The 20,020-nt window shown below is 71.9% G+C and carries 16 protein-coding genes; 8 read left to right on the forward strand and 8 right to left on the reverse strand.

Annotated elements, in window-relative coordinates; translation table 11 throughout:
• Nucleotides 1-27: 27 nt before the first annotated feature.
• Nucleotides 28-336, forward strand: a complete 309-nt coding sequence (locus AC07C1_RS24420; RefSeq protein WP_478942174.1) for a hypothetical protein — start codon at nucleotides 28-30, stop codon at nucleotides 334-336.
• Nucleotides 337-412: 76 nt separating this feature from the next.
• Here AC07C1_RS24420 and AC07C1_RS24425 read toward each other — a convergent pair whose 3' ends face one another.
• Nucleotides 413-4,255 (reverse strand): S41 family peptidase, encoded by a 3,843-nt coding sequence (locus AC07C1_RS24425; protein ID WP_478942176.1) that lies wholly within the window; start codon nucleotides 4,253-4,255, stop codon nucleotides 413-415.
• A gap of 197 nt (nucleotides 4,256-4,452) precedes the next feature.
• On the opposite strand from AC07C1_RS24425, the gene AC07C1_RS24430 reads away from it, so the two are divergent.
• The 6 genes from AC07C1_RS24430 to AC07C1_RS24455 all read left to right on the forward strand — a co-directional run bounded on the left by AC07C1_RS24430 (nucleotide 4,453) and on the right by AC07C1_RS24455 (nucleotide 10,329).
• Nucleotides 4,453-5,055: a TetR/AcrR family transcriptional regulator gene (locus tag AC07C1_RS24430; protein ID WP_478942178.1), complete on the forward strand. Its 603-nt coding sequence runs from the start codon at nucleotides 4,453-4,455 to the stop codon at nucleotides 5,053-5,055.
• A 168-nt stretch (nucleotides 5,056-5,223) separates the two neighbouring features.
• Entirely contained in the window at nucleotides 5,224-7,443 is a 2,220-nt protein-coding gene (locus AC07C1_RS24435; RefSeq protein WP_478942180.1) for an MMPL family transporter, read from the forward strand.
• 162 nt (nucleotides 7,444-7,605) lie between these two features.
• Complete coding sequence (locus tag AC07C1_RS24440) at nucleotides 7,606-8,121, forward strand: YbaK/EbsC family protein (RefSeq protein ID WP_478942182.1); 516 nt, start codon at nucleotides 7,606-7,608, stop codon at nucleotides 8,119-8,121.
• Nucleotides 8,118-8,963: an EamA family transporter gene (locus AC07C1_RS24445; RefSeq protein ID WP_478942184.1), complete on the forward strand. Its 846-nt coding sequence runs from the start codon at nucleotides 8,118-8,120 to the stop codon at nucleotides 8,961-8,963. Before AC07C1_RS24440 ends, AC07C1_RS24445 begins: the two co-directional genes overlap by 4 nt.
• A 95-nt stretch (nucleotides 8,964-9,058) precedes the next feature.
• A complete protein-coding gene (locus tag AC07C1_RS24450; protein ID WP_478942186.1) occupies nucleotides 9,059-9,949 on the forward strand; it encodes an NAD(P)-dependent oxidoreductase in 891 nt (296 codons plus the stop codon).
• Nucleotides 9,950-10,053: 104 nt separating this feature from the next.
• Nucleotides 10,054-10,329, forward strand: coding sequence for a DUF1876 domain-containing protein (locus AC07C1_RS24455; RefSeq protein WP_478942188.1), 276 nt, complete (start codon nucleotides 10,054-10,056; stop codon nucleotides 10,327-10,329).
• A 13-nt stretch (nucleotides 10,330-10,342) separates the two neighbouring features.
• Here the strand turns inward: AC07C1_RS24455 and AC07C1_RS24460 are convergent, their stop codons facing one another.
• The 4 genes from AC07C1_RS24460 to AC07C1_RS24475 all read right to left on the reverse strand — a co-directional run bounded on the left by AC07C1_RS24460 (nucleotide 10,343) and on the right by AC07C1_RS24475 (nucleotide 14,211).
• On the reverse strand, nucleotides 10,343-11,503 hold the full coding sequence (locus tag AC07C1_RS24460; protein WP_478942190.1) for a serine hydrolase domain-containing protein: 1,161 nt from the start codon (nucleotides 11,501-11,503) through the stop codon (nucleotides 10,343-10,345).
• 140 nt (nucleotides 11,504-11,643) lie between these two features.
• Nucleotides 11,644-12,408, reverse strand: coding sequence for an energy-coupling factor ABC transporter ATP-binding protein (locus AC07C1_RS24465; RefSeq protein ID WP_478942192.1), 765 nt, complete (start codon nucleotides 12,406-12,408; stop codon nucleotides 11,644-11,646).
• Nucleotides 12,396-13,157: a cobalt ECF transporter T component CbiQ gene (gene cbiQ, locus AC07C1_RS24470; RefSeq protein WP_478942194.1), complete on the reverse strand. Its 762-nt coding sequence runs from the start codon at nucleotides 13,155-13,157 to the stop codon at nucleotides 12,396-12,398. The genes AC07C1_RS24465 and cbiQ overlap by 13 nt, the downstream gene beginning before the upstream one ends.
• A 1-nt stretch (nucleotide 13,158) precedes the next feature.
• Entirely contained in the window at nucleotides 13,159-14,211 is a 1,053-nt protein-coding gene (locus AC07C1_RS24475) for an energy-coupling factor ABC transporter permease (RefSeq protein ID WP_478942196.1), read from the reverse strand.
• 148 nt (nucleotides 14,212-14,359) lie between these two features.
• Here AC07C1_RS24475 and AC07C1_RS24480 point away from each other — a divergent pair, with 148 nt between their 5' ends.
• Complete coding sequence (locus AC07C1_RS24480; protein WP_478942198.1) at nucleotides 14,360-14,698, forward strand: SsgA family sporulation/cell division regulator; 339 nt, start codon at nucleotides 14,360-14,362, stop codon at nucleotides 14,696-14,698.
• Here AC07C1_RS24480 and AC07C1_RS24485 read toward each other — a convergent pair whose 3' ends face one another.
• The 3 genes from AC07C1_RS24485 to AC07C1_RS24495 form a co-directional block, all read right to left on the reverse strand.
• On the reverse strand, nucleotides 14,699-16,366 hold the full coding sequence (locus tag AC07C1_RS24485) for a penicillin-binding transpeptidase domain-containing protein (protein WP_478942200.1): 1,668 nt from the start codon (nucleotides 16,364-16,366) through the stop codon (nucleotides 14,699-14,701).
• Between the two features lie 87 nt (nucleotides 16,367-16,453).
• Nucleotides 16,454-18,085 carry a penicillin-binding transpeptidase domain-containing protein gene (locus AC07C1_RS24490; RefSeq protein WP_478942201.1) on the reverse strand — a complete coding sequence of 544 codons (1,632 nt, stop codon included), beginning with the start codon at nucleotides 18,083-18,085 and terminating at the stop codon, nucleotides 16,454-16,456.
• Between the two features lie 147 nt (nucleotides 18,086-18,232).
• Nucleotides 18,233-19,990 (reverse strand): dolichyl-phosphate-mannose--protein mannosyltransferase, encoded by a 1,758-nt coding sequence (locus AC07C1_RS24495; RefSeq protein ID WP_478942203.1) that lies wholly within the window; start codon nucleotides 19,988-19,990, stop codon nucleotides 18,233-18,235.
• Nucleotides 19,991-20,020: the final 30 nt, after the last annotated feature.

The following is a 20,020-nucleotide window of genomic DNA, read 5'->3' on the forward strand; positions in this document are numbered from 1 at the left end:
CCTCACTCACCACAGGAGTGAACCCACATGGGTATGAAGGACCAGTTCCAGGACAAGGCCAACGAGGTGCAGGACCAGGCCAAGGACAAGATCGGCCAGGCGCGTGAGCGGGCCGGCCAGCGTGGCCAGCAGCAGCCGCAGCGTGGTCAGCAGCCCCAGCGTGGTCAGCAGCCCCAGCGCGGTGAGCAGCCCCAGCGTGGTGGGCAGCCGCAGCGTGGTGGGCAGCCGCAGCGTGGTGGGCAGCCGCAGTCCGAGCGTGGTCGCGAGAACATGCGCGACATCGAGGACACGGAGCGGGAGATGGACGACCGCTTCGACCGGGACTACGACGCTTAGTCGTCGCGCTCGGCTCTGGCCGGATCGACGCAGGGTGCCCTTCTTCCGGAGGGTGCCCTGCGTTCTTTGTGGTCAGTCACCGCCTTGGCGGCAGCTCGGGGCGGGAGTGGTCGGGGACGCCGCTGTAGTCGGGGGGAACCGCCGCCGGGTTGGTTTCCAGCAGATCCAGGGCGAGTCGGACGGCGTCGTCGAGCTGGGCGTGGCGGCCCTCCGCCCAGTCGAGAGGGGTGCGCAGGACCTCCAGGTCGGGGGCGACGCCGTGGTTCTCCACGGACCAGCCGTAGGCGTCGAACCAGGCCGCGTTCATGGGCACCGTGATGACCGTGCCGTCGCCGAGGCGGTGGCGGCCGGTCATGCCGACCACGCCGCCCCAGGTGCGCTGGCCGACGACCGGGCCGAGCTTCAGCAGCTTGAAGGCCGCGGTGATCATGTCGCCGTCCGAGGAGGTCGCTTCGTCGGCGAGGGCGACCACCGGGCCCCGCGGCGCGTTCGAGGTGTACGACACCGGTTGCGCGTCCCTGGTCAGGTCCCAGCCCACGATCGTGCGGGTCAGTTTCTCGATGACGAGTTCGCTGATGTGCCCGCCCGCGTTGCCGCGCACGTCCACGATCAGGGCGGGCCGGGACACCTCCATGCGCAGATCCCGGTTGAACTGGGCCCAGCCGGAGCCGCCCATGTCGGGGATGTGCAGATAGCCGCACTTGCCGTCGCTCAACTCCCGGACGACCTCCCGGCGTTTGGCCACCCAGTCCTGGTAGCGCAGGGGGCGTTCGTCGATGAGCGGGACGACGGCGACCCGCCGGGCGCGCCCGGCCTCACCCTCCGCCGGGGTGAACGTCAGCTCCACGGTCGTACCGCCCGAGCCGGCGAGCAGGGGATAGGGGCCGGTGACCGGGTCCACCGGGCGGCCGTCCACGTGGGTCAGTACGGCGCCGTCACGGATGCCGGTGCCGGCCAGTGGCGAGCGGGCCTTGGAGTCGGAGGACTCGCCGGGCAGGATGCGCTTGACCATCCAGCCGCCGTCACGGTGGACGAAGTTGGCGCCGAGGTGGCCCTGCCGACGCTGGTAGTGGGGCGGGCCCTCGTTGCGGCGGGCGGCGGTGACGTAGGCGTGGGAGGTGCCCAGTTCGCCCAGGACTTCACGGAGCAGGTCGGCGAACTCGTCCGGGGAGGCCACCCGTTCGACCAGCGGCCGGTACTGGGCGAGCACCGCGTCCCAGTCGATGCCGCACATGCCCGGCTCCCAGAAGTAGGCGCGGGTGAGGCGGCCGGCCTCCTCGTAGGCCTGGCGCCACTCGGCGGGCGGATCGACCACGTGCAGGATGCGGCGCAGGTCGATCCAGACGGTCGAGTCGAGGTCACCGGTCTCGGTCGAGGGCACGGCCCGCAGGTCGCCCTCGTCGACGACGACCAGCCGGGTGCCGTCGCCGCTGACCGCGAACCAGTCGAGGTGGCCGACGAGTTCGGACTTCTTGGCCTTGCCGATGTTGAAGTACTCGAGGGTCGGGCGGCCGGTGGTGTCGTCCGGGCTGGCGAAGGTCTCGCCGAGCGCGCCGGAGATGGGCCAGCGCAGCCAGACCAGGCCGCCGCCCGCGACCGGGTACAGCGCCGAGTACTTGGAGGCGATGACCGGGAACGGGGTGACCCTGCTCTCCAGGCCCTCCACCTCGACGGTCACCGTGCCGGCCTCACCGGTCTCCTCGTCCTCGAGCGGATCGAGTCCCCCGGCGGCGGGCCGGCCCTCGGGGTTCAGGGCGAAGGGGGAGGGGGTCGCCGAGGAGAGAGGGACGAGGTAGGGGCGGCAGCCGAGCGGGAAGGACAGGTCGCCGGTGTGGACGTCGTACACCGGGTCGAAGCCGCGCCAGGAGAGGAACGCCAGGTAGCGGCCGTCGCGGGTGAAGACGGGGCTCTCGTCCTCGAAGCGGCCGTTCGTCACGTCGATGATCAGCCGGTCCTTGATGCGGGCCAGCTTGATCTGGCGCAGCGAGCGGCCGATGCCCGGGTGGGACCAGGTGAGCCAGGAGCCGTCGGGGGAGAAGGCGAGGTCGCGGACGGGACCGTTGAGGGAGCGGATCAACTCGGTCACAACCCCACCCGAACCGGCCGAGCCGTCGGAACCCGCCGAGCCGTCGGAGGCGGGGCTGCCGGAGCCCGCCGAGGCGTCGGAGCCCGAGCCACCAGGGGCCGCCGAGTCGTTACCCAAGCCTGCCGAGGCGTTGGAGCCCGAGCCGCCAGGGGCCGACGAGTCGTTACCGAAGCTTGCCGAGGCGTTGGAGCCCGAGCCACCAGAGCCTGCCGAGGCGTTGGAGCCCGGGCCGTCGGAGCCCGCCGAGGCGTCGGAGCCCGAGCCACCAGGGGCCGCCGAGTCGTTACCCAAGCTTGCCGAGGCGTTGGAGCCCGAGCCGCCAGGGGCCGACGAGTCGTTACCGAAGCTTGCCGAGGCGTTGGAGCCCGAGCCGCCAGAGCCTGCCGAGGCGTTGGAGCCCGGGCCGTCGGAGCCCGCCGAGGCGTCGGAGCCCGAGCCACCAGGGGCCGCCGAGTCGTTACCGAAGCCCGCCGAGGCGTTGGAGCCCGAGCCACCCGAGCCGTCGGCCACCTCGGTGTCCCCGGAGCCCTCGCCGACATCCCCAGCGTCCCCGATGCCCCCGGCGTCCCCCCTACCCAGACCACCCCCGACGCCCCCCGCGTCCTCGTTCTCGCCCTCGGAGGTCTCCGTCGCGTCGATCAGCAGCAGTCGTCCGTCGTGCGAGGCGATGGCGAGGCGTTCGCCGAGCGGGTCGGAGACCATCTCCAGGATCCGGCCCAGATCGCCGGAGGCCGGCCTGCGCGGGGCGCGGTCGCCGGTCGCGCGGGGCAGCTGGGCGATCTCGACGGCGTCCTCGCCCTCGGCGTCCGTCACGTACGCGACCTGCCCGGTCGAACCCAGCATCTCCGGCAGCCGCACCCGGACGCCGGGCGTGTCGGTGATGGTACGGGCCGGCCCGTCGCGGTGGGTGAGCCAGTACAGGCTGCCGCGTACGACGACGGCGCTGGCCCGGCCCGTCTCGTCCACGGAGATGCCGTCCACGTTCTGCGCGGCCGGCACCTGGTACCTGCGGCGGCCGGTGGCCGGTCCGCCGAGCCGGATGTCGAGCCTGCGGGGTACGCCGGCCGGCGAGAGGTCGTCCACCAGCCACAGGTCGCCCGCGCTCTGGTAGACGACGCGGGTGCCGTCGGTGGAGGCGTGCCGGGCGTAGAAGGCGTCGTGGTCGGTGTGGCGGCGCAGGTCGGTGCCGTCGTGGGCGCAGGAGTAGAGGTTGCCGACGCCCTCGTGGTCGGAGAGGAAGACGATCCGTTCGCCGACGAACATCGGGCAGGCCAGATGGCCGTCGATGTCCGGCAGCAGGCGCTGCCCGTGCAGCCAGAGCCGGCCCATGGCGCCGCCCCGGTAGCGCTTCCAGGCGGCCGGTTCGTGCGGCGGGGTGCCGGTGAGCAGCAGCGTCCTGTGCTCGCCGTCGAGGTCGGCGACCTGGATGTCGGCGACCGGGCCCCAGGGCAGGCGGCCGCCCGGGTCGCCGTCGGTGGCGACCTTGTAGGCCCAGGTGAAGTAGGAGAAGGGCTGCCCGTGGGAGGCCACGGCCAGGATGTCGCTCTCCGGGGTCCACCCGCACACCTGCGTGTCGGTGCTGCCCCAGTACGTCAGCTGCCGCGCGGGCCCGCCGTCGACGCCGACGAGGTGGATCTCGGGGACGAGGCTGCGCCAGGTGGTGTAGGCGATCCGGCGGCCGTCGGGTGAGAAGCGGGGGTGACCGGCTTTCGTACGGTCCGCCGTGAGCCGCCAGGCGCGGCCCGGGGCGTCCAGGGGGGCCAGCCAGAGGTCGTCCTCGGCGACGAAGCACAGCAGGTCGCCGTTGAGGTGGGGAAGGCGCAGATAGCTCACCCTCCCCATGCTTTTCCGGGCGAAGGGCCCCAGCAACTCGTGGGCGGACGGGCCGTACCCACGCGATCCGGCCGCTCGCTTATGAAAACCCGACAGGCGTGACCCAAAGCACGTACGAAACGGTTTCGTTTCGCATGCGGGCAGAGTATCTTCGGTATATACGAAGCAGGAAGCTACGGAGCGGGAAGGTGACCGGCATGACCGAGGTCGTCGCAACGGCGCGTCGCAGTCGGATCACGCCCGAGCGCGAGGCCGAGTTGTACGAGGCCGTGCTCGACCTGCTCCGGGAAGTCGGCTACGACGCCCTCACCATGGACGCCGTGGCCGCTCGCACCCGGTCCAGCAAGGCCACGCTCTACCGCCAGTGGGGCGGCAAGGCCGAGTTGGTGGCGAAGGCGGTGCGGCACAACAAACCGGGCACCTCTGCCGACGAGATCGACACCGGGTCGCTGAGGGGCGACGTGCACGCGCTCACGATGCGTGCGGACGACTGCGAGATGGAACAGAACTCCGCGCTGATGCGGGGCCTGGCCATGGCGACCCACTCCAACCCGGACCTCCTGCGGGCGTTCCGGGACCACCTCGTCGAACCGGAGATGGCGGAGTTCCGCCGTGTGCTGCAACGGGCGATCGACCGGGGTGAGGTCCGTGCGGACAACCCGGCGATCGAATTCATGACGCACATGATGATCGGTGGGTTCGCCGCCCGCACGATGCTCGACGAGCGGCCGCCGACGCAGGCCTTCCTCCTTTCGTACATCGACGCCGTGGTCCTCCCCGCCCTCGGCGTTCGCGTCTGAATCCATCCGATCCCCCGATCGCCGGGCCGGTCACGCCTGATCGGCCTCGCCTGATCGTGTACTGATCCCTCTCCCCAGCAAACCCACCACCTGACGTCACCGCTCACGTCGTCGGGCTGATCGCCCCTGCCCAGCTGAACCCCACGACCTGACCGGGAGTACGCCTCCGTGGCCACGTTCCTCTACAAACTCGGCCGGCTCGCCTTCCGGCGACGCCACTTCTTCGCCCTCATATGGGTCGCGCTCCTCACCCTCGCCGGGGTGGGCGCCGCCTCCGCGCCGGCCGCCGGCAACACGTCCTTCTCCGTCCCCGGAACGGAGGCCCAGAAGGCCTTCGACCTGCTGGAACAGCGCTTCCCCGGTATGAGCGCCGACGGCGCCACCGCGCGGGTCGTCTTCAAGGCGCCCGGCGGCGAGAAGATGACGGACGCCGGAAACAAGGCGACCGTCCGGAAGACCGTCAAGGAACTCGGGAGCGGCTCCGAGGTCGCCTCCGTCGCCGACCCCTACACCGGGCACGCCGTCAGCAAGAACGGCACGATCGCCTACGCCTCGGTGAAGTACAAGGTCTCCGGCATGGAGCTGGAGGACTCCTCCCGCGACGCGCTGAAGCAGGCCGCGCAGGAGGCGCGGGACGCGGGCCTCACCGTCGAGGTCGGCGGTGACGCGCTGAACGCGACCCCCGAGACCGGTTCCAGCGAGATCATCGGCATCGCGATCGCCGCGGTCGTCCTCGTCATCACCTTCGGCTCGCTGCTCGCGGCGGGATTCCCGCTGCTGACCGCGATCATCGGCGTCGGCATCGGCATCTCCACCATCACCGCGCTCGCCAGCACCCTGGACCTGGGCACCACCACCTCCACCCTGGCATCGATGATCGGCCTCGCCGTCGGCATCGACTACGCCCTCTTCATCGTCTCCCGCTACCGCGCCGAACTCGCCGAGGGCCGCGAACGCGAGGAGGCGGCCGGACGTGCCGTCGGTACGGCGGGCTCGGCGGTGGTCTTCGCGGGCCTGACCGTGGTCATCGCCCTGGTCGGCCTGTCCGTGGTCAACATCCCGATGCTGACCAAGATGGGCGTGGCCGCCGCGGGCACGGTCGCCATCGCGGTCCTCATCGCCCTCACCCTCATCCCGGCACTGCTCGGCTACGCGGGCCGCAGGATCAAGCCGGCCGGCGAGAAGAGCAAGCTGCTCGGCGGCGGCCGTACGCCCAAGGAGCCGGGCCGGCCGAACATGGGCACCCGCTGGGCGAGCTTCGTCGTCCGGCGCCCCGTCGCCGTCCTCCTGCTCGGCGTGCTCGGCCTCGGTGCGGCGGCGGTTCCGGCCGCCTCCCTCGAACTCGGCCTCCCCGACGACGGTTCCCAGCCGGTCTCGACCACCCAGCGCCGTGCCTACGACCTCCTCTCGGAGGGCTTCGGACCGGGCTTCAACGGCCCGCTCATGGTCGTGGTCGACGCCAAGGGCAGCGACGACCCGAAGGCGGCCTTCACCAAGGTCGGCGACGAGATCAAGGGCCTGGGGAACGTCGTCACGGTCACCCCGGCCGCCCCCAACAAGGCCGGTGACACCGCGACGATCACCGTCGTCCCGAAGTCCAAGCCGTCGTCGACGACGACCGAGGACCTCGTGCACGCCATCCGTGGCAAGGGCACGGGCATCACCGCCGAGACCGGCTCCAAGGTCCTGGTCACCGGTTCGACGGCGATGAACATCGACGTCTCGCAGAAGCTGAACGATGCCCTGCTGCCCTACCTCGCCCTGGTCGTCGGCCTGGCCTTCCTCCTGCTGATCGTGGTCTTCCGGTCGGTCCTCGTCCCGCTGAAGGCGGCCCTCGGCTTCCTGCTCAGCGTGCTGGCGGCCCTCGGCGCCGTGGTCGCGGTCTTCCAGTGGGGCTGGCTGTCCGGCCTGATGAACGTCGAGCAGACCGGCCCGGTCATGTCGATGATGCCGATCTTCATGGTGGGCGTCGTCTTCGGCCTCGCGATGGACTACGAGGTCTTCCTCGTGACCCGGATGCGGGAGGCGTACGTCCACGGCGAGAAGGCCGGCCAGGCGGTGGTGACGGGCTTCCGGCACGGCGCCCGGGTCGTGACGGCAGCCGCCGTCATCATGATCGCCGTCTTCTCCGGCTTCATGGGCTCCAGCGAGCCGATGGTCAAGATGATCGGCTTCGGCCTCGCGATCGCCGTGTTCTTCGACGCGTTCATCGTCCGCATGGCCGTCGTGCCGGCGGTGCTCGCCCTGCTCGGCAAGCGGGCCTGGTGGCTGCCCAGGTGGCTGGACCGCGCGCTGCCCAACGTCGACGTCGAGGGCGAGGGCCTGCGCACCGCCGCGGACCGCAGGGACACCGACCCCGACGGGGAGCGGGAGCTGGTACGCGTCTGACGTACCGCTCGTGAGAAACGGCCGGTGGGGGGTGCCCGTGGGGACGGGGCTGCACCCTCACCGGCTTTCCACGTCCCGCGTGACCGCCCCGTTGCCGGAGGGGTGGAGCGGGAGGCGAAATCCTCGTGAGCGCGGCTCGGGAGATGCCGTAGCGTGCCCTTCATGACGACGACAGCCGCCACTGACGCCGAGGAGTTCGGGGCCCATCCCCGGTTCGCCGAAGCGCTGCGGGTGCTCGGGCTGGACGAGGTGCTCTCGCGCACCCGGCGGTTCCCCGAGGCCACCCGGACCGCTGCCGAGGCCGCCGCCGCGATCGGCTGCGCACCGAGCCGGATCTGCAAGTCGCTGATCTTCGCCGCCGACGGTGTGCCGGTGCTGGTCCTGATGGACGGCGCCTCGCGCGTGGACGTGGAACGGGTGCGGCGGGAGCTGGGCGCCGGAAAGGTCACCCGGGCCGACGCCGGCGTCGTCCGCGAGACCACCGGGTACGCCATCGGCGGCGTGCCGCCCTTCGGGCACCGCACGCGCACGCGTGTCCTCGCCGACCGTGCGCTGCTCGCCCACGACCTGGTGTGGGCGGCGGCCGGCACGCCGTACACCGTCTTCCCGATCGAACCGACGGCACTCGTCGCCCACGCGGGCGCCACACTGGTGGACGTGCGCGAGCGGAGCGCGTGACGCCGCTCGTCGCGGCGGCCGTCCTGCTCGCCGCCGTCACCCACGCCGGCTGGAACGCCATCGCGCACCGCATCACCGACAAGCTGGTCGGCTTCACCCTCATCTCCGGCGGCGGGATGCTGATCGCGCTCGCGGCGGCGCCGTTCGTGGTGTTCCCCGCCGGGCCCGCCTGGCCGTTCCTGCTGGCCTCGGCGGCCGTGCACATCGCCTACTACGCCCTGCTGATGACCTCTTTCCGGCTGGGCGACTTCGGACAGGTGTACCCCCTCGCGCGCGGGAGCGCGCCGCTCGTCGTCACCGTGCTCGCCGCCGTCTTCGCGCACGAGGTCCCCGGTGGCTGGGCGATGGCCGGCATCGCCGTGTCCTGCCTCGGCCTCACCGGCGTCAGCCTGTGGGGGCTGCGCGGGAACCGGCCCGACTGGGCGGCGATCGCGGCGGCTCTGGCGACCGGGCTGACGATCGCCGCGTACACGGTGGTCGACGGCCTGGGCGTACGTGCCGCGCACTCGCCGCTCGGGTACATCGCCTGGCTCATGGCCGTCCAAGGGACCGTCATCCCCGCCTGCATGTACGCACGCGCGCGTGGCGACACCGTCCGGCTGCTCCGGCCGTACGCCGCCCTCGGCCTCCTCGGTGCCGCCCTGTCCGTCGCCGCGTACGCCCTGGTCCTGTGGGCGCAGACACGCGCCGAACTCGCTCCTGTCGCCGCCCTGCGCGAGTCGTCCGTCATCGTCGGCGCGGCCATCGGCGCACTGCTCTTCAAGGAGCGCTTCGGAGCACCGCGGATCGCGGCGGCGGGCTTGCTGGTCGTGGGGATCGGGCTGATGCTGCACGCCGGGTAGCGCGGCGGTGCGTGTCTCCAGGCGCCGTCCGGACCTCATCCGTACGAAGATGACGTCGGACCACGAGACAGCAACCGGACGACAGGGAGCCGTCAATGACCGACCAGCCGACCGTCAGCGTGCTGGGCACCGGCATCATGGGGGCCGCGATGGCCCGTAACCTGAGCCGCGCCGGACTCGGCGTCCGCGCCTGGAACCGCACCCGCGAGAAGGCCGAGCCACTGGCCGCCGACGGCGCCCGGGTCACCGACACCCCCGCCCAGGCCGTCGAGGGCACCGACGTCGTCCTGACCATGCTCTACGACGGCAACACCGTCCTGGACGTCATGCGCGAGGCCGCCCCGGCGCTGCGTCCCGGCACGGTGTGGGCGCAGTGCACCACCGCCGGGATCGGCCTGATCACCGACCTGGCGGCATTCGCCCGCGAGCACGGGCTCGTCTTCTACGACGCCCCCGTCCTCGGCACCCGCCGGCCCGCCGAGGACGGTCAGCTGACCGTGCTGGCCGCCGGGCCGGAGGAGGGCCGGGAAACGGTCGCGCCGGTGTTCGCCGCGGTGGGCGCCAAGACTGTGTGGACCGGGAACGACGGGGGCGCGGGCAGCGCCAGCCGGCTCAAGCTGGTCGCCAACAGCTGGGTCCTCGCGGCCACCGCCGCGGCCGGCGAGGTGCTGGCCCTGTCGAAGGCCCTCGGCGTCGACCCGCAGAACTTCTTCGACCTCATCGAGGGCGGACCGCTCGACATGGGTTACCTGCGCGCCAAGGCCGCACTGGTACTGGAGGGCAAGCTCTCCCCGGCGTCGTTCGCGGTGGCCACCGCCGAGAAGGACGCCCGGCTCATCGTCGAGGCGGGCGAACGGGAGGGCGTACGGCTCGACGTCGCGAGCGCGACCGCCGAACGGCTCGCCCGCGCAGCCGCCCAGGGCCACGCGGACGAGGACATGGCCGCCGCGTACTTCGCCAGCTTCGAGCCGGAGCCGGGTGACTGAGGCCGGAGCCGGGCGGCCGCTCCGGGACGGCGGCCGCGCGCCGACATGACGGGCCGGGGTGCCCGGGCGCACCCTGGAAGCAGCGGTTTACGGAGGTGGTCGACATGATGCACACCGCTGTGGGATGGCACATCGAGCTGGAGTTCAAGGAGGACGATCAGCACACGCGCGCGGTGGCCATGGTGCGTCTGCCCGACGGCACCGAGGTACGGGCGCACGGCCGCGCCAGCCGGCACCGCGTCGACTCCAACCAGCCCCGGGTCGGCGAGGAGATCGCCGGCGCCCGCGCCCTCAACGAACTGGCCATGCAACTCCTGACCAAGGCCCACGAAGAGATCGACGCGGACTCCGGCCGGACCTCGCACCCGATCAACGTGTGACCGGTCCCGGCCCCTACGCGAGAGCCGTGCGCAGCGCCCGTACCAGCGCCTGTGCCCTCGGGTCCGCCGTCACGCTCTTCCGGAAGCCGTTCGTGACGTAACCGAAGGCGATGCCCGTCTCCGGGTCGGCGAACGCGAGGGCGCCGCCCCGGCCCGGATGGCCGAAGGAGCCGGGGGAGAGCAGCGGGGACGCGCTGCCGTGCAGCATGTGGCCGAGGCCGAAGCGGGTGTCGACGACGAGGACCCGGTCCGGTCCTGCGGACTGCTCGGTGCGGGCCAGTGCGGTCGTCTCCGGGGCGAACAGGCGGGTGCCGCCGTCCACCTCGCCGATGAGCGAGGCGTAGAAGCGGGCCAGTCCGTCGGCGGTGGCGATGCCGTTGGAGGCGGGCAGGGCGGCGGCGCGGTAGGCGGGGGCGTTCTCGTCCGGCAGCGGGGTGATCGCGGCGAACGCGCGGCGGGTCAGCGAGCCCGGGTCGGCGTAGGCCTCCGCGACCGCGCGCTTGGGCCGGGTCTTCAGGCCGCCCGCCGCCTCAGGTGCATCGAGGGGGCCGACGCGCCCCACGCGCGCGTGCCGCGACTGCGGCAGGCCGAGCCACAGGTCCGCGCCGACGGGCCCGGCGATCTCGTCCGCGATCCACTCGCCTGCCGGGCGGCCGGTGACGCGCCGGATCAGTTCGCCGGTGAGCCAGCTGTAGGTCTGGGCGTGGTAGCCGTGGTCCGTTCCCGGCTCCCACACCGGCGCCTGCGCGGCGACCGCCGCCGCACCGAGGTCGGGGTCGGCGGCCTCCTCGGGGGTCAGCGGGCGGTCCAGCACGGGCACGCCCGCGCGGTGCGCGAGCAGGTGCCGTACGCGCGTGTGCTCCTTGCCGGCCGCCTTGTACTCCGGCCAGTACGTGCCGACCGGGGCGTCCAGGTCCAGCTCGCCGCGCTGGTGCAGGAGCAGCAGCGCGGCGGCGGCGACACCCTTGGTCGCGGAGCGCACGATCTGCGCGGTCCCGGGCTCCCAGGGGGCATCGCCGTCCACGTCCCTGGTGCCGGCCCACAGGTTCACGACCTGGTGTCCGGCGCGGTACACGGCGACGGCCGCGCCGCGCTCCCCGAGCAGCGCGAAGTTCGCTGCGAACGCCTCCCTGACCGGCTCGAAGCCCTCGGCCACAGTGCCGTTCACGTCCACGCCCGCCGTCCCTTCCGATCGCCTGCGACAGTGGGTGCAACAGCGGCCGCGCGCCTGCGATTCCTCGGTGGGAAGAGGCTGCGCGTGAGGTGTCTCTCAGTGCTGCGGCCATTGGCCATCGGCGGCGGGATCCTCGTCGGTCACGTGCCCATGGTCACGGACCTCGGGTCGAACCCGAACGGCAGCTCCAGGCGGTGCGCCCGCATCAGCTCCTCGTCGGAGAGCAGCTCCCCGGTCGGACCGTCCGCCGCGATCACACCGTCGCTGAGGATCAGGGAGCGTGGGCACAGCTCCAGGGCGTACGGCAGGTCGTGCGTGACCATGAGGACCGTCACGTCCAGGGAGCGCAGGATGTCGGCGAGTTCGCGGCGGGAGGCGGGGTCGAGGTTGGAGGACGGTTCGTCCAGGACCAGGATCTCCGGCTCCATGGCGAGCACGGTGGCCACTGCGACGCGCCGGCGCTGGCCGAAGGACAGATGGTGCGGGGGGCGGTCGGCGAAGTCCCGCATGCCGACCAGCTCCAGGGCGTGCCGTACCCGCTCCTCCAGCGCGGCGCCCTTGACCCCGGCGGCGGCCGGCCCGAACGCCACGTCCTCCCGCACGGTCGGCATGAACAGCTGATCGTCCGGGTCCTGGAAGACGATGCCGACCTTCTGCCGGATCGCGGCCATGTGCTGCCTGCCGACGGGCAGCCCGGCGACGGTCACCGTGCCGGTGCCACCGCCCAGGATGCCGTTCAGGTGCAGCACGAGGGTCGTCTTGCCGGCACCGTTCGGGCCGAGCAGCGCGACCCGCTCGCCGCGCGCGATGGTGAAGTCGACGCCGAACAGGGCCTGGTGGCCGTCCGGGTAGGCGAAGGCGAGGCCGGAGACCTCCAGGGAGGCAGGTGTAGTCACAGGACCCATCCCAGCAGACAGACGGCGAGGGCGGCGAAGGGGAGCGTGAGGGCGTACGACCACTGCGCCCGGGACGCGGTCACCTCGTCGATGACCGGCATCGAGCCGGCATACCCCCGGCTGACCATGGCCAGGTGCACGCGTTCCCCGCGTTCGTAGGAGCGGATGAACAGCGCGCCGGCGGACTTGGCGAGCACGCCCCAGTGGCGCACGCCCTTGGCCTCGAAGCCGCGCGACTCGCGGGCGATCCGCATCCGGCGCATCTCGTCGGTGATGACGTCGCCGTAACGGATCATGAAGGAGGCGATCTGCACGAGCAGCGGCGGCAGTCTCAGCCGCTGGAGTCCGAGCAGCAGTTCGCGCAGTTCGGTGGTGGCGGCGAGCAGCACGGAGGCGGCGACGCCGAGCGTGCCCTTGGCGAGCACGTTCCAGGCGCCCCACAGTCCGTTGACGCTCAGCGACAGACCGAGCACCGGCACCCGCTCGCCCTCCGCCACGAACGGCATGAGCACGGCGAACGCGACGAACGGCACCTCGATCAGCAGCCGCCTGAGCAGGAAACCGGCGGGCACGCGCGCGTGGTACGCGACGAACGCGAGCAGCACGGCGTACACCCCGAACGCCCACATCGCCTCGCGCGGGGTCGACACCACGACGACCACGAACAGGAAGGCGGCCGCCAGTTTGGTGTGCGGCGGCAGGGCGTGCACGGCGGAGTGCCCGTGCCGGTAGAGCCGGTGCGCGTGTCCCGCTCCCACGTCAGACGCCCGTGCCCGCGGTCGAGACGGGCGAGACGTCCGCGCCGCGGCGCCGGCGCACCGCCCAGAACACCGCGCTGCCCGCCACGACCGTGACGCCGACGCCGATCACGCCCGCGAGGCCCCCGGACAGACGGGCGTCGGAGACGTTCCTGACGCCGTAGTCGGCGAGCGGGGAGTCGGCTGACGCGTGCTTCTCCGCCTTCTTGTCGATCCCCTTGTCGTGCGCGACCTTCTCCAGGCCGTCGGGGTTGGCGGAGGCGTAGAAGCTGACGAATCCGGCGAGGACGAGGGAGGTGACGAGGCCGGTCACCCACAGCTTGCGCCGGGAGGCGCGCGCCGCGACGGGCGCCGTGGGCGCCGGAGCGTCCACCAGCGCGCCGTTCACCCGCAACCGGAGCCGCTGCCGCAGGCCGCGCGCGCCGTGCACGAGGTCCGGGCGTACGGCGATGACGGCGCCGACGGTGAGCGCGGTGATGACCGCCTCGCCGATGCCGATCAGCACATGCACGCCGATCATCGCGGTCGCGACCTTGCCGAGGGCGATGTCGGTGGTGCCGCCGATCGCGTAGATCAGCGTGAAGGCGACGGCGGCGGCCGGCACGGACACCAGCGCGGCGACGAAGGAGGCGACGGTCACCGAGCGGCGCTTGCGGGGCAGTACGGCGAGCAGCCCGCGGAAGACGGCGTAGGACACGACCGTGGTGACGATCGCCATGTCGGTGATGTTCACGCCGAGCGCGGTCAGCCCGCCGTCCGCGAAGAGCACGCCCTGCATGAGCAGCACGACCGACACGCACAGCACGCCGGTGCAGGGGCCGACGAGGATGGCGGCCAGCGCTCCACCGAGGAGATGGCCGCTTGTTCCGGCCGCGACCGGGAAGTTGAGCATCTGTACAGCGAAGATGAACGCCGCCACCAAGCCGGCCAGCGGGGCCGTCCGCTCGTCGAGTTCGCGGCGGGCGCCGCGCAGGCTCACCGCGAGGGCGCCGGCGGCGACGACTCCGGTGACCGCCGAGGTGGGGGCGTCGATGAATCCGTCAGGTACATGCACCAGATGATTTTAGGCCCTTGTTGCGAACCTATTGCAAGAGAGACGGATTCTCGTCTCTCACCGGGGCGCGAACCGGAAAATGTGCGACTCTGGATGAAAGCGGATGCAGGGCTTTCGCATAGGTCACAGTGCGTGAGAGGGCGGTCCGATGTCGGTAGTCGAACAGTACGCGCGCGCTCATATCGTCACGGACGAGGAAGACCCGGGGGCCGTACCCGTCGTGCTGCGGTACGACCCCGACAGCGACCCCCGGTCGGTTCGGTTCGGCCTCCCGGGACCGCACGAGTGGACGTTCGCACGCGCGCTCCTCGAACAGGGGCTGCGGACGCCGGCCGAGAGCGGTGACGTCAGGGTGTGGCCGTGCGGGCGCGTCCAGGCCGTCGTGGAGTTCCACACCGACCACGGCGTCGAAGTGGTGCAGTTCGAGTCGAAGACACTGGTCCGATTCCTGCGCCGGACCTACATCGCCGAGCCCGTACGGAGCTGATCAGCCGCCCATCCGCAGCAGTGTCGCCACGATCGGGCCGGCCGTGTCGCCGCCGTGGCCGCCCGCCTGGACCACGCCCGCGGCGGCGAGGTCGCCCCGGTAGGCGGTGAACCAGCCGTTCGGCTTCTTCTGTCCGTCGACCTCCGCCGAGCCGGTCTTCGCGCCGTAGTCCGGACCGAGCCCGGACATGGCCTCGGCGGCGGTGCCGTAGGCCGCCGTGTACCGCATCAGCTCGCGCAGCTGGGACAGGGTCTTGGCCGACATCGCGCGCGACGCGGTGGCCAGCGTGCGGTGGTCGACGGACGGGGACACCAGGTACGGCTGGTGGAAGGTGCCCGACTTCACCGTCGCCGCCACGGAGGCCATGTTCAGCGGGTTCATGCGCACCGCACCCTGTCCGATCAGCGAGGCCGCCATCTGCGCGGCCGACTGGACCGGCACGGAGCCGTCGAAGGTGGGCACGCCGATCGCCCAGTTGTTCATGGACAGGCCGAAGACCTGCTGCGCCTGCTTCGTCAGGTCGTCGTTCTCCAGCTTCTTCGCCTGGCTGATGAAGGCGGTGTTGCAGGAGCGGGCGAAGCTCGCCTTGAAGGTGCCGCCCTTGATCTCGAAGTCGTCGTCGTTGTGGAACTTCCAGCCGCCGTAGGTGAACGTCTTGGGGCAGGGATGCTCCTTGTCCGCCGCCGCCAGGCCCTTGTCGATCAGCAGCGACGAGGTGATGACCTTCATCGTGGAACCGGGCGCGAGGGAGCCCTGGAACGCGGTGTTGAAACCGTGTCCGCTGTTGGCGACCGCGAGGATCTCGCCGGTCGAGGGCCGCAGGACGACCACGGAGGCGCGGGCCCGCTTGTCGACCTGCCGCTCGGCCGCCGACTGCAGGGTCGGGCTCAGCGTCGTCCGTACCGTGCCCGGCGTGCCCTTGCTCAGCTCCACGAGCGTCTTGTCGGACAGCTTGGCCGCCTTGGCCGCCTTGCCGCGCACCACGCGCAGCTCGACGCCCGCCTTGCCGCCCGCCGTCTTGCCGTACTTCTCCCGCAGCCCGTCCAGCACCGTGCCCAGGGAGGGGTACGCGGTGGCCGTCAGCTCGCCGCCGTCGCGGTCCAGCGCCGTGACGGGCGGGGTACCGGACGCGCCGGTGACGAGCGTGTCGCCGTCCTTCAGGTCGGGGTGCACGACGGAGGAGTGCCAGTCGACCAGCGGCTTGCCGTCGCTCTCGCGCCGGACGACGGTGAGCGAACTGTCGTAGGCGAGCGGCTCGGCGAGGCTCTGGTACGACACGGTCGCCTTGACGGAGAACGGCACCTTGGCGCCCGTCGCCGTCCCGGCGGTGAGCGTGAGGCCCTTCAGGTGGGCGTCCTTGGCGGAGCGGGTGAGCAGCGCGCCCGCGGCGGACGGGTCGTCGGTGGCGGCCGCCGCCTCGGCGACCTTGCCGTGCCGCCAGGCGGTGAGGAAGCGCGCCGAGGCCGTACGGACCTCGGCCGCGGTGAGCGGACCTGTCCTGACGGCCTTGTGGTCGGCCGTGGCGGACGTCCGCTCGTCGGCCGCGGCGCCCCCGCCGTACAGCGCGTAGACGCCGAACCCGGCGCCGCCGACGACCACGGCGATCATCCCGCCGAGCACGGCGGGACTGGTCTTCCGTCGCTCGGCGACGTGCCTTCTCTTGCCCACTGCCTCAGTTCCTCCGCGACTTCCACAGGCTCCCCACACTGCCCAACGACGCCCCTCACCTTAAGGTCCCCGCCTCGGAGGGTGATCTCAGCCGGCGTTCCGTAGCACGCTTGCGACAATCGGCCCGGCCGCGTCGATGCCGTGACCGCCGTCCTGGACCATCGCGGCCGCCGCCACGTCATCGCGGTAACCGGCGAACCAGCTGTCGGACCTGGCGTTCCCGTCGACCTCCGCCGAGCCGGTCTTCGCGCCGATGTCCCCGCCCATCCCGGCCATCACACCGGCCGCGGTGCCGCTGTGGGCGGTGCGGTTCATCATGCCGCGCAGCTGTGCGGCCGTGCTCGACGGTAGCCCACGCGCGTGTGCGGGTGCGCGGCCGTCCAGTCCGAGCGGCACGAGCACCGGCTGCCGGAAGGTGCCGGTCATCGCGGTCGCCGTCACGGACGCCATGTTGAGGGGGCTCATCTGGACCTGGCCCTGGCCGATCAGGGCGGCCGCCTTGTCGGAGCCGCCGGCGGCGGGCACCCGGCCGTCGAAGGACGGCACGCCGATCTGCCAGTCGTTCCGCCCGAGCCCGAACCGCTCCTCGGCCTCCTTGGTGAGGGTGTCCTCGTCCACCTCGTCCGCGTACTTCACGAACGCCGTGTTGCAGGAGCGGGCGAAGCTGTCGGAGAGCGTGGCGTGGTCGTCCGGCTTCAGGTCCTTGAGGTTGTGGAAGGTCTGGCTCATCGAGATGGCGTACGGCGGGCAGGGGGCCGGGCCGTTCGCGGTGGTCTTGCCGGTGTCGATGAGGGCCGCCGCGCTGATGATCTTCATGGTGGAGCCGGGGGCGCGTTCGCCGAGCAGGGCCGCGTCGAAGCCGTCGTCGCGGTGGTTGGCGACGGCCAGGATCTCGCCGGTGCTCGGCTTGACGGCCACGACGGACGCGTTGGCGTACTTGCGTACGGCCGTCTCGGCCGCCGCCTGCGCGCTGGCGCTCAGCGTCGTACGGAGCTTGCCCGGCTTGCCCTTGGCGAGGGTGAGGAGGGGGGTGTCGGCCTGGCCGGTGCCGTCCGTGCCCTCGTGGCGGATGGCCAGCTCCACACCGGCCTCGCCGCCCGCCTTGGCGCCGTACCGCTTGCGCAGCTCGTCCAGCACCGGACCGAGGGACGGGTACTTCTCCGGCGTCAGGACGGTGTCGTCGCGGTCCACGGCCTCGATCGGCGGGGCCGCCGACTCGCCGGTGACGAGTGTGTCCCCCTTGCGCAGCCGTGGGTGGACGACGGACGGCTGCCAGTCGACCAGTGGGCGGTGCGAGGTCTCACCGCGCACCACGGTCACGCTGCTCTTGTAGGCGAGCGGCCGGGACGTGCCGTCGTACGACACCGTCGCCCTGACCGTGAAGGGCACGGTGGTGCCGGTGGCCGCCCCGGGCGTGATGTGCACCTCGGTGACGTGCGCGTCGTCGCCGTAGGCGGTCAGCGACCGCCGGGCCGCCTCCGGGTAGTTCGTGTACGACGCCGCGGTCGGCGCGTCACCCTTCTGCCAGGCGGCGAAGAACTTCCCCGTGGCGTCCTTCACCTCGTCGTTGCCGGGCGGCCCGGACTTCACGGTCGCGGTGCCGCCGGATCCCCCGTCGCCGTTCAGCGCCGACAGGATGTTGTACGCCCCGTAACCGGCACCGCCCAGCACCGCCGCACACACGCCGCCTATGACCGCGCCCTTGACCCCGCTGCGCATCGCGCGCACCCCTCCCCGTTCTCCCCGTCGGACACCTGCCGCGCCCCAGTATCCTGAACGCGTTCAAAAACAGGTGGAGGCAGCACTGTAGGCGCTTACCGGGCCGCCGGCGCCGGGTTTTCGGAAATCTGTCCTACACCGGCCCGGCTAGACCCACGTGTCCAGCCACATCCGAGACCGCCACGAGTCGATCGGGATCGCCGTGCCCGTGTACAGGGGCCAGAAGTAGACGAAGTTCCAGGCGATCAGCAGGACCAGCACGCCGGCCGCCGACGCCCCGATCACCCGGCGGGTGTCGCTGGAACCCGGTGGCCCGACGATCGCGCCGATCATCATCGCCACCGCCAGGCACAGGAACGGCAGGAACACCACCGCGTAGAAGAGGAAGATCGTCCGCTCCTGGTACATGAACCAGGGCAGATAACCCGCGGCGATGCCGCAGGCGATGGCACCGGCCCGCCAGTCACGGCGGAACGCCCAGCGCCACAGCACGTACAGGATCGCGAAGCAGGCCGCCCACCACAGCAGCGGTGTGCCGATCGCCAGCACCTCCCGGGCGCACTTCTGGCCGGCGTCCGCGGGACAGCCGTCGGCGCCGGGGGAGGGGGACTCGTAGAAGTACGACACCGGGCGCCCCAGCACGATCCAGCTCCACGGGTTGGACTGGTACGTGTGCGGCGACGACAGGTGGACGTGGAAGTTGTAGACCTCGTGCTCGTAGTGCCACAGGCTGCGCAGCCAGTCCGGCAGGAACGCCCAGGTGCCGCCCTTGCCGTCGCTGGCCGCCCAGTTGCGGTAGTAGCCGCCGCTGCCGTCGGCCGGGGAGAGGATCCAGCCGGTCCAGGAGGCCAGGTAGACGACGAGCGCCACCGGGACCGTCGCCAGGAAGGTGAGGCCGGTGTCGTACTTGAGGGCGGCGGCGTACGGGTGACGGGCGCCCGCCACCCTGCGGGCGCCGACGTCCCACAGCACCGTCATCACACAGAACGCGGCCAGGACGTACAGTCCGTTCCACTTCGTGCCGATGGCCAGGCCCAGCATCACCCCGGCGCCCCAGCGCCAGGGGCGCAGGCCGAAGCGGAAGGTGTCACCGATGTGCGCGTCGGGGCGGACCCGGCCGTCCGGGCCGGCCGGCAGCGCGGCGGCCAGCCTCTCCCGTGACCGGTCCCGGTCGACGACCAGGCAGCCGAACGCGGCCAGCACGAAGAACATCAGCACGCCGTCGAGCAGCGAGGTCCGGCTCATCACGAAGTGCAGGCCGTCCACCGCCATCAGCGCGCCCGCCAGACAGCCGAGGAACGTGGAGCGGAACATCCGGCGCGCGATCCGGCACAGCAGCAGCACGCTCAGCGTCCCCAGCAGCGCCGTCATGAACCGCCAGCCGAACGGGTCGAACCCGAAGAGCAGCTCACCGAGGCCGATGACGTACTTGCCCACCGGAGGGTGCACGACATACGCCGGGTCCGTCGGGACCGCCAGGTGTCCGTGCGTCTGCAGGACGAGGTCGTTGGCGTTCTTGCCGTACTTGTCCCAGTTGACCTCGAAACCGTGGTGGACGAGCGCCCAGGCGTCCTTGGCGTAGTACGTCTCGTCGAATATCACCGCGCGCGGGCTGCCCAGGTTCCAGAACCGCATCAGGCCCGCCATCAGCGTCACCAGCAGCGGACCGCCCCAGCCCGACCAGCGCGTGATCCGCTCGGCGAGGACCGGTGACATGCCGAGCGCCCGCCACAGCCGGGGGCTGGGCTCGGTGTACGGGGGCACCAGCCGGTCGCGTACGTCGCCCTCGGGCGCGTCCTTCGCCGGGGCGTACCCGAATCGGCGCAGCCGCTGCTGCCACGACGGCCGCTGGTCGTGCGGCGCCTGGCCCTGCCGGAGGTCCATGGAGGACGCGGTACTGGTCACCGCGCCATCGTAGGGAACCGTTCTGTGGGA

The organism is Streptomyces sp. NPDC045022 (assembly GCF_056432605.1).

Bases quoted from the DNA above. Each gene is read 5' to 3' on its own strand.
- AC07C1_RS24420 (WP_478942174.1), top strand. From the start codon at position 28: ATGGGTATGAAGGACCAGTTCCAGGACAAGGCCAACGAGGTGCAGGAC.
- AC07C1_RS24430 (WP_478942178.1), top strand. From the start codon at position 4,453: ATGACCGAGGTCGTCGCAACGGCGCGTCGCAGTCGGATCACGCCCGAG.
- AC07C1_RS24440 (WP_478942182.1), top strand. From the start codon at position 7,606: ATGACGACGACAGCCGCCACTGACGCCGAGGAGTTCGGGGCCCATCCC.
- AC07C1_RS24450 (WP_478942186.1), top strand. From the start codon at position 9,059: ATGACCGACCAGCCGACCGTCAGCGTGCTGGGCACCGGCATCATGGGG.
- AC07C1_RS24455 (WP_478942188.1), top strand. From the start codon at position 10,054: ATGATGCACACCGCTGTGGGATGGCACATCGAGCTGGAGTTCAAGGAG.
- AC07C1_RS24465 (WP_478942192.1), bottom strand. From the start codon at position 12,408: ATGGGTCCTGTGACTACACCTGCCTCCCTGGAGGTCTCCGGCCTCGCC.
- AC07C1_RS24480 (WP_478942198.1), top strand. From the start codon at position 14,360: ATGTCGGTAGTCGAACAGTACGCGCGCGCTCATATCGTCACGGACGAG.
- AC07C1_RS24490 (WP_478942201.1), bottom strand. From the start codon at position 18,085: ATGCGCAGCGGGGTCAAGGGCGCGGTCATAGGCGGCGTGTGTGCGGCG.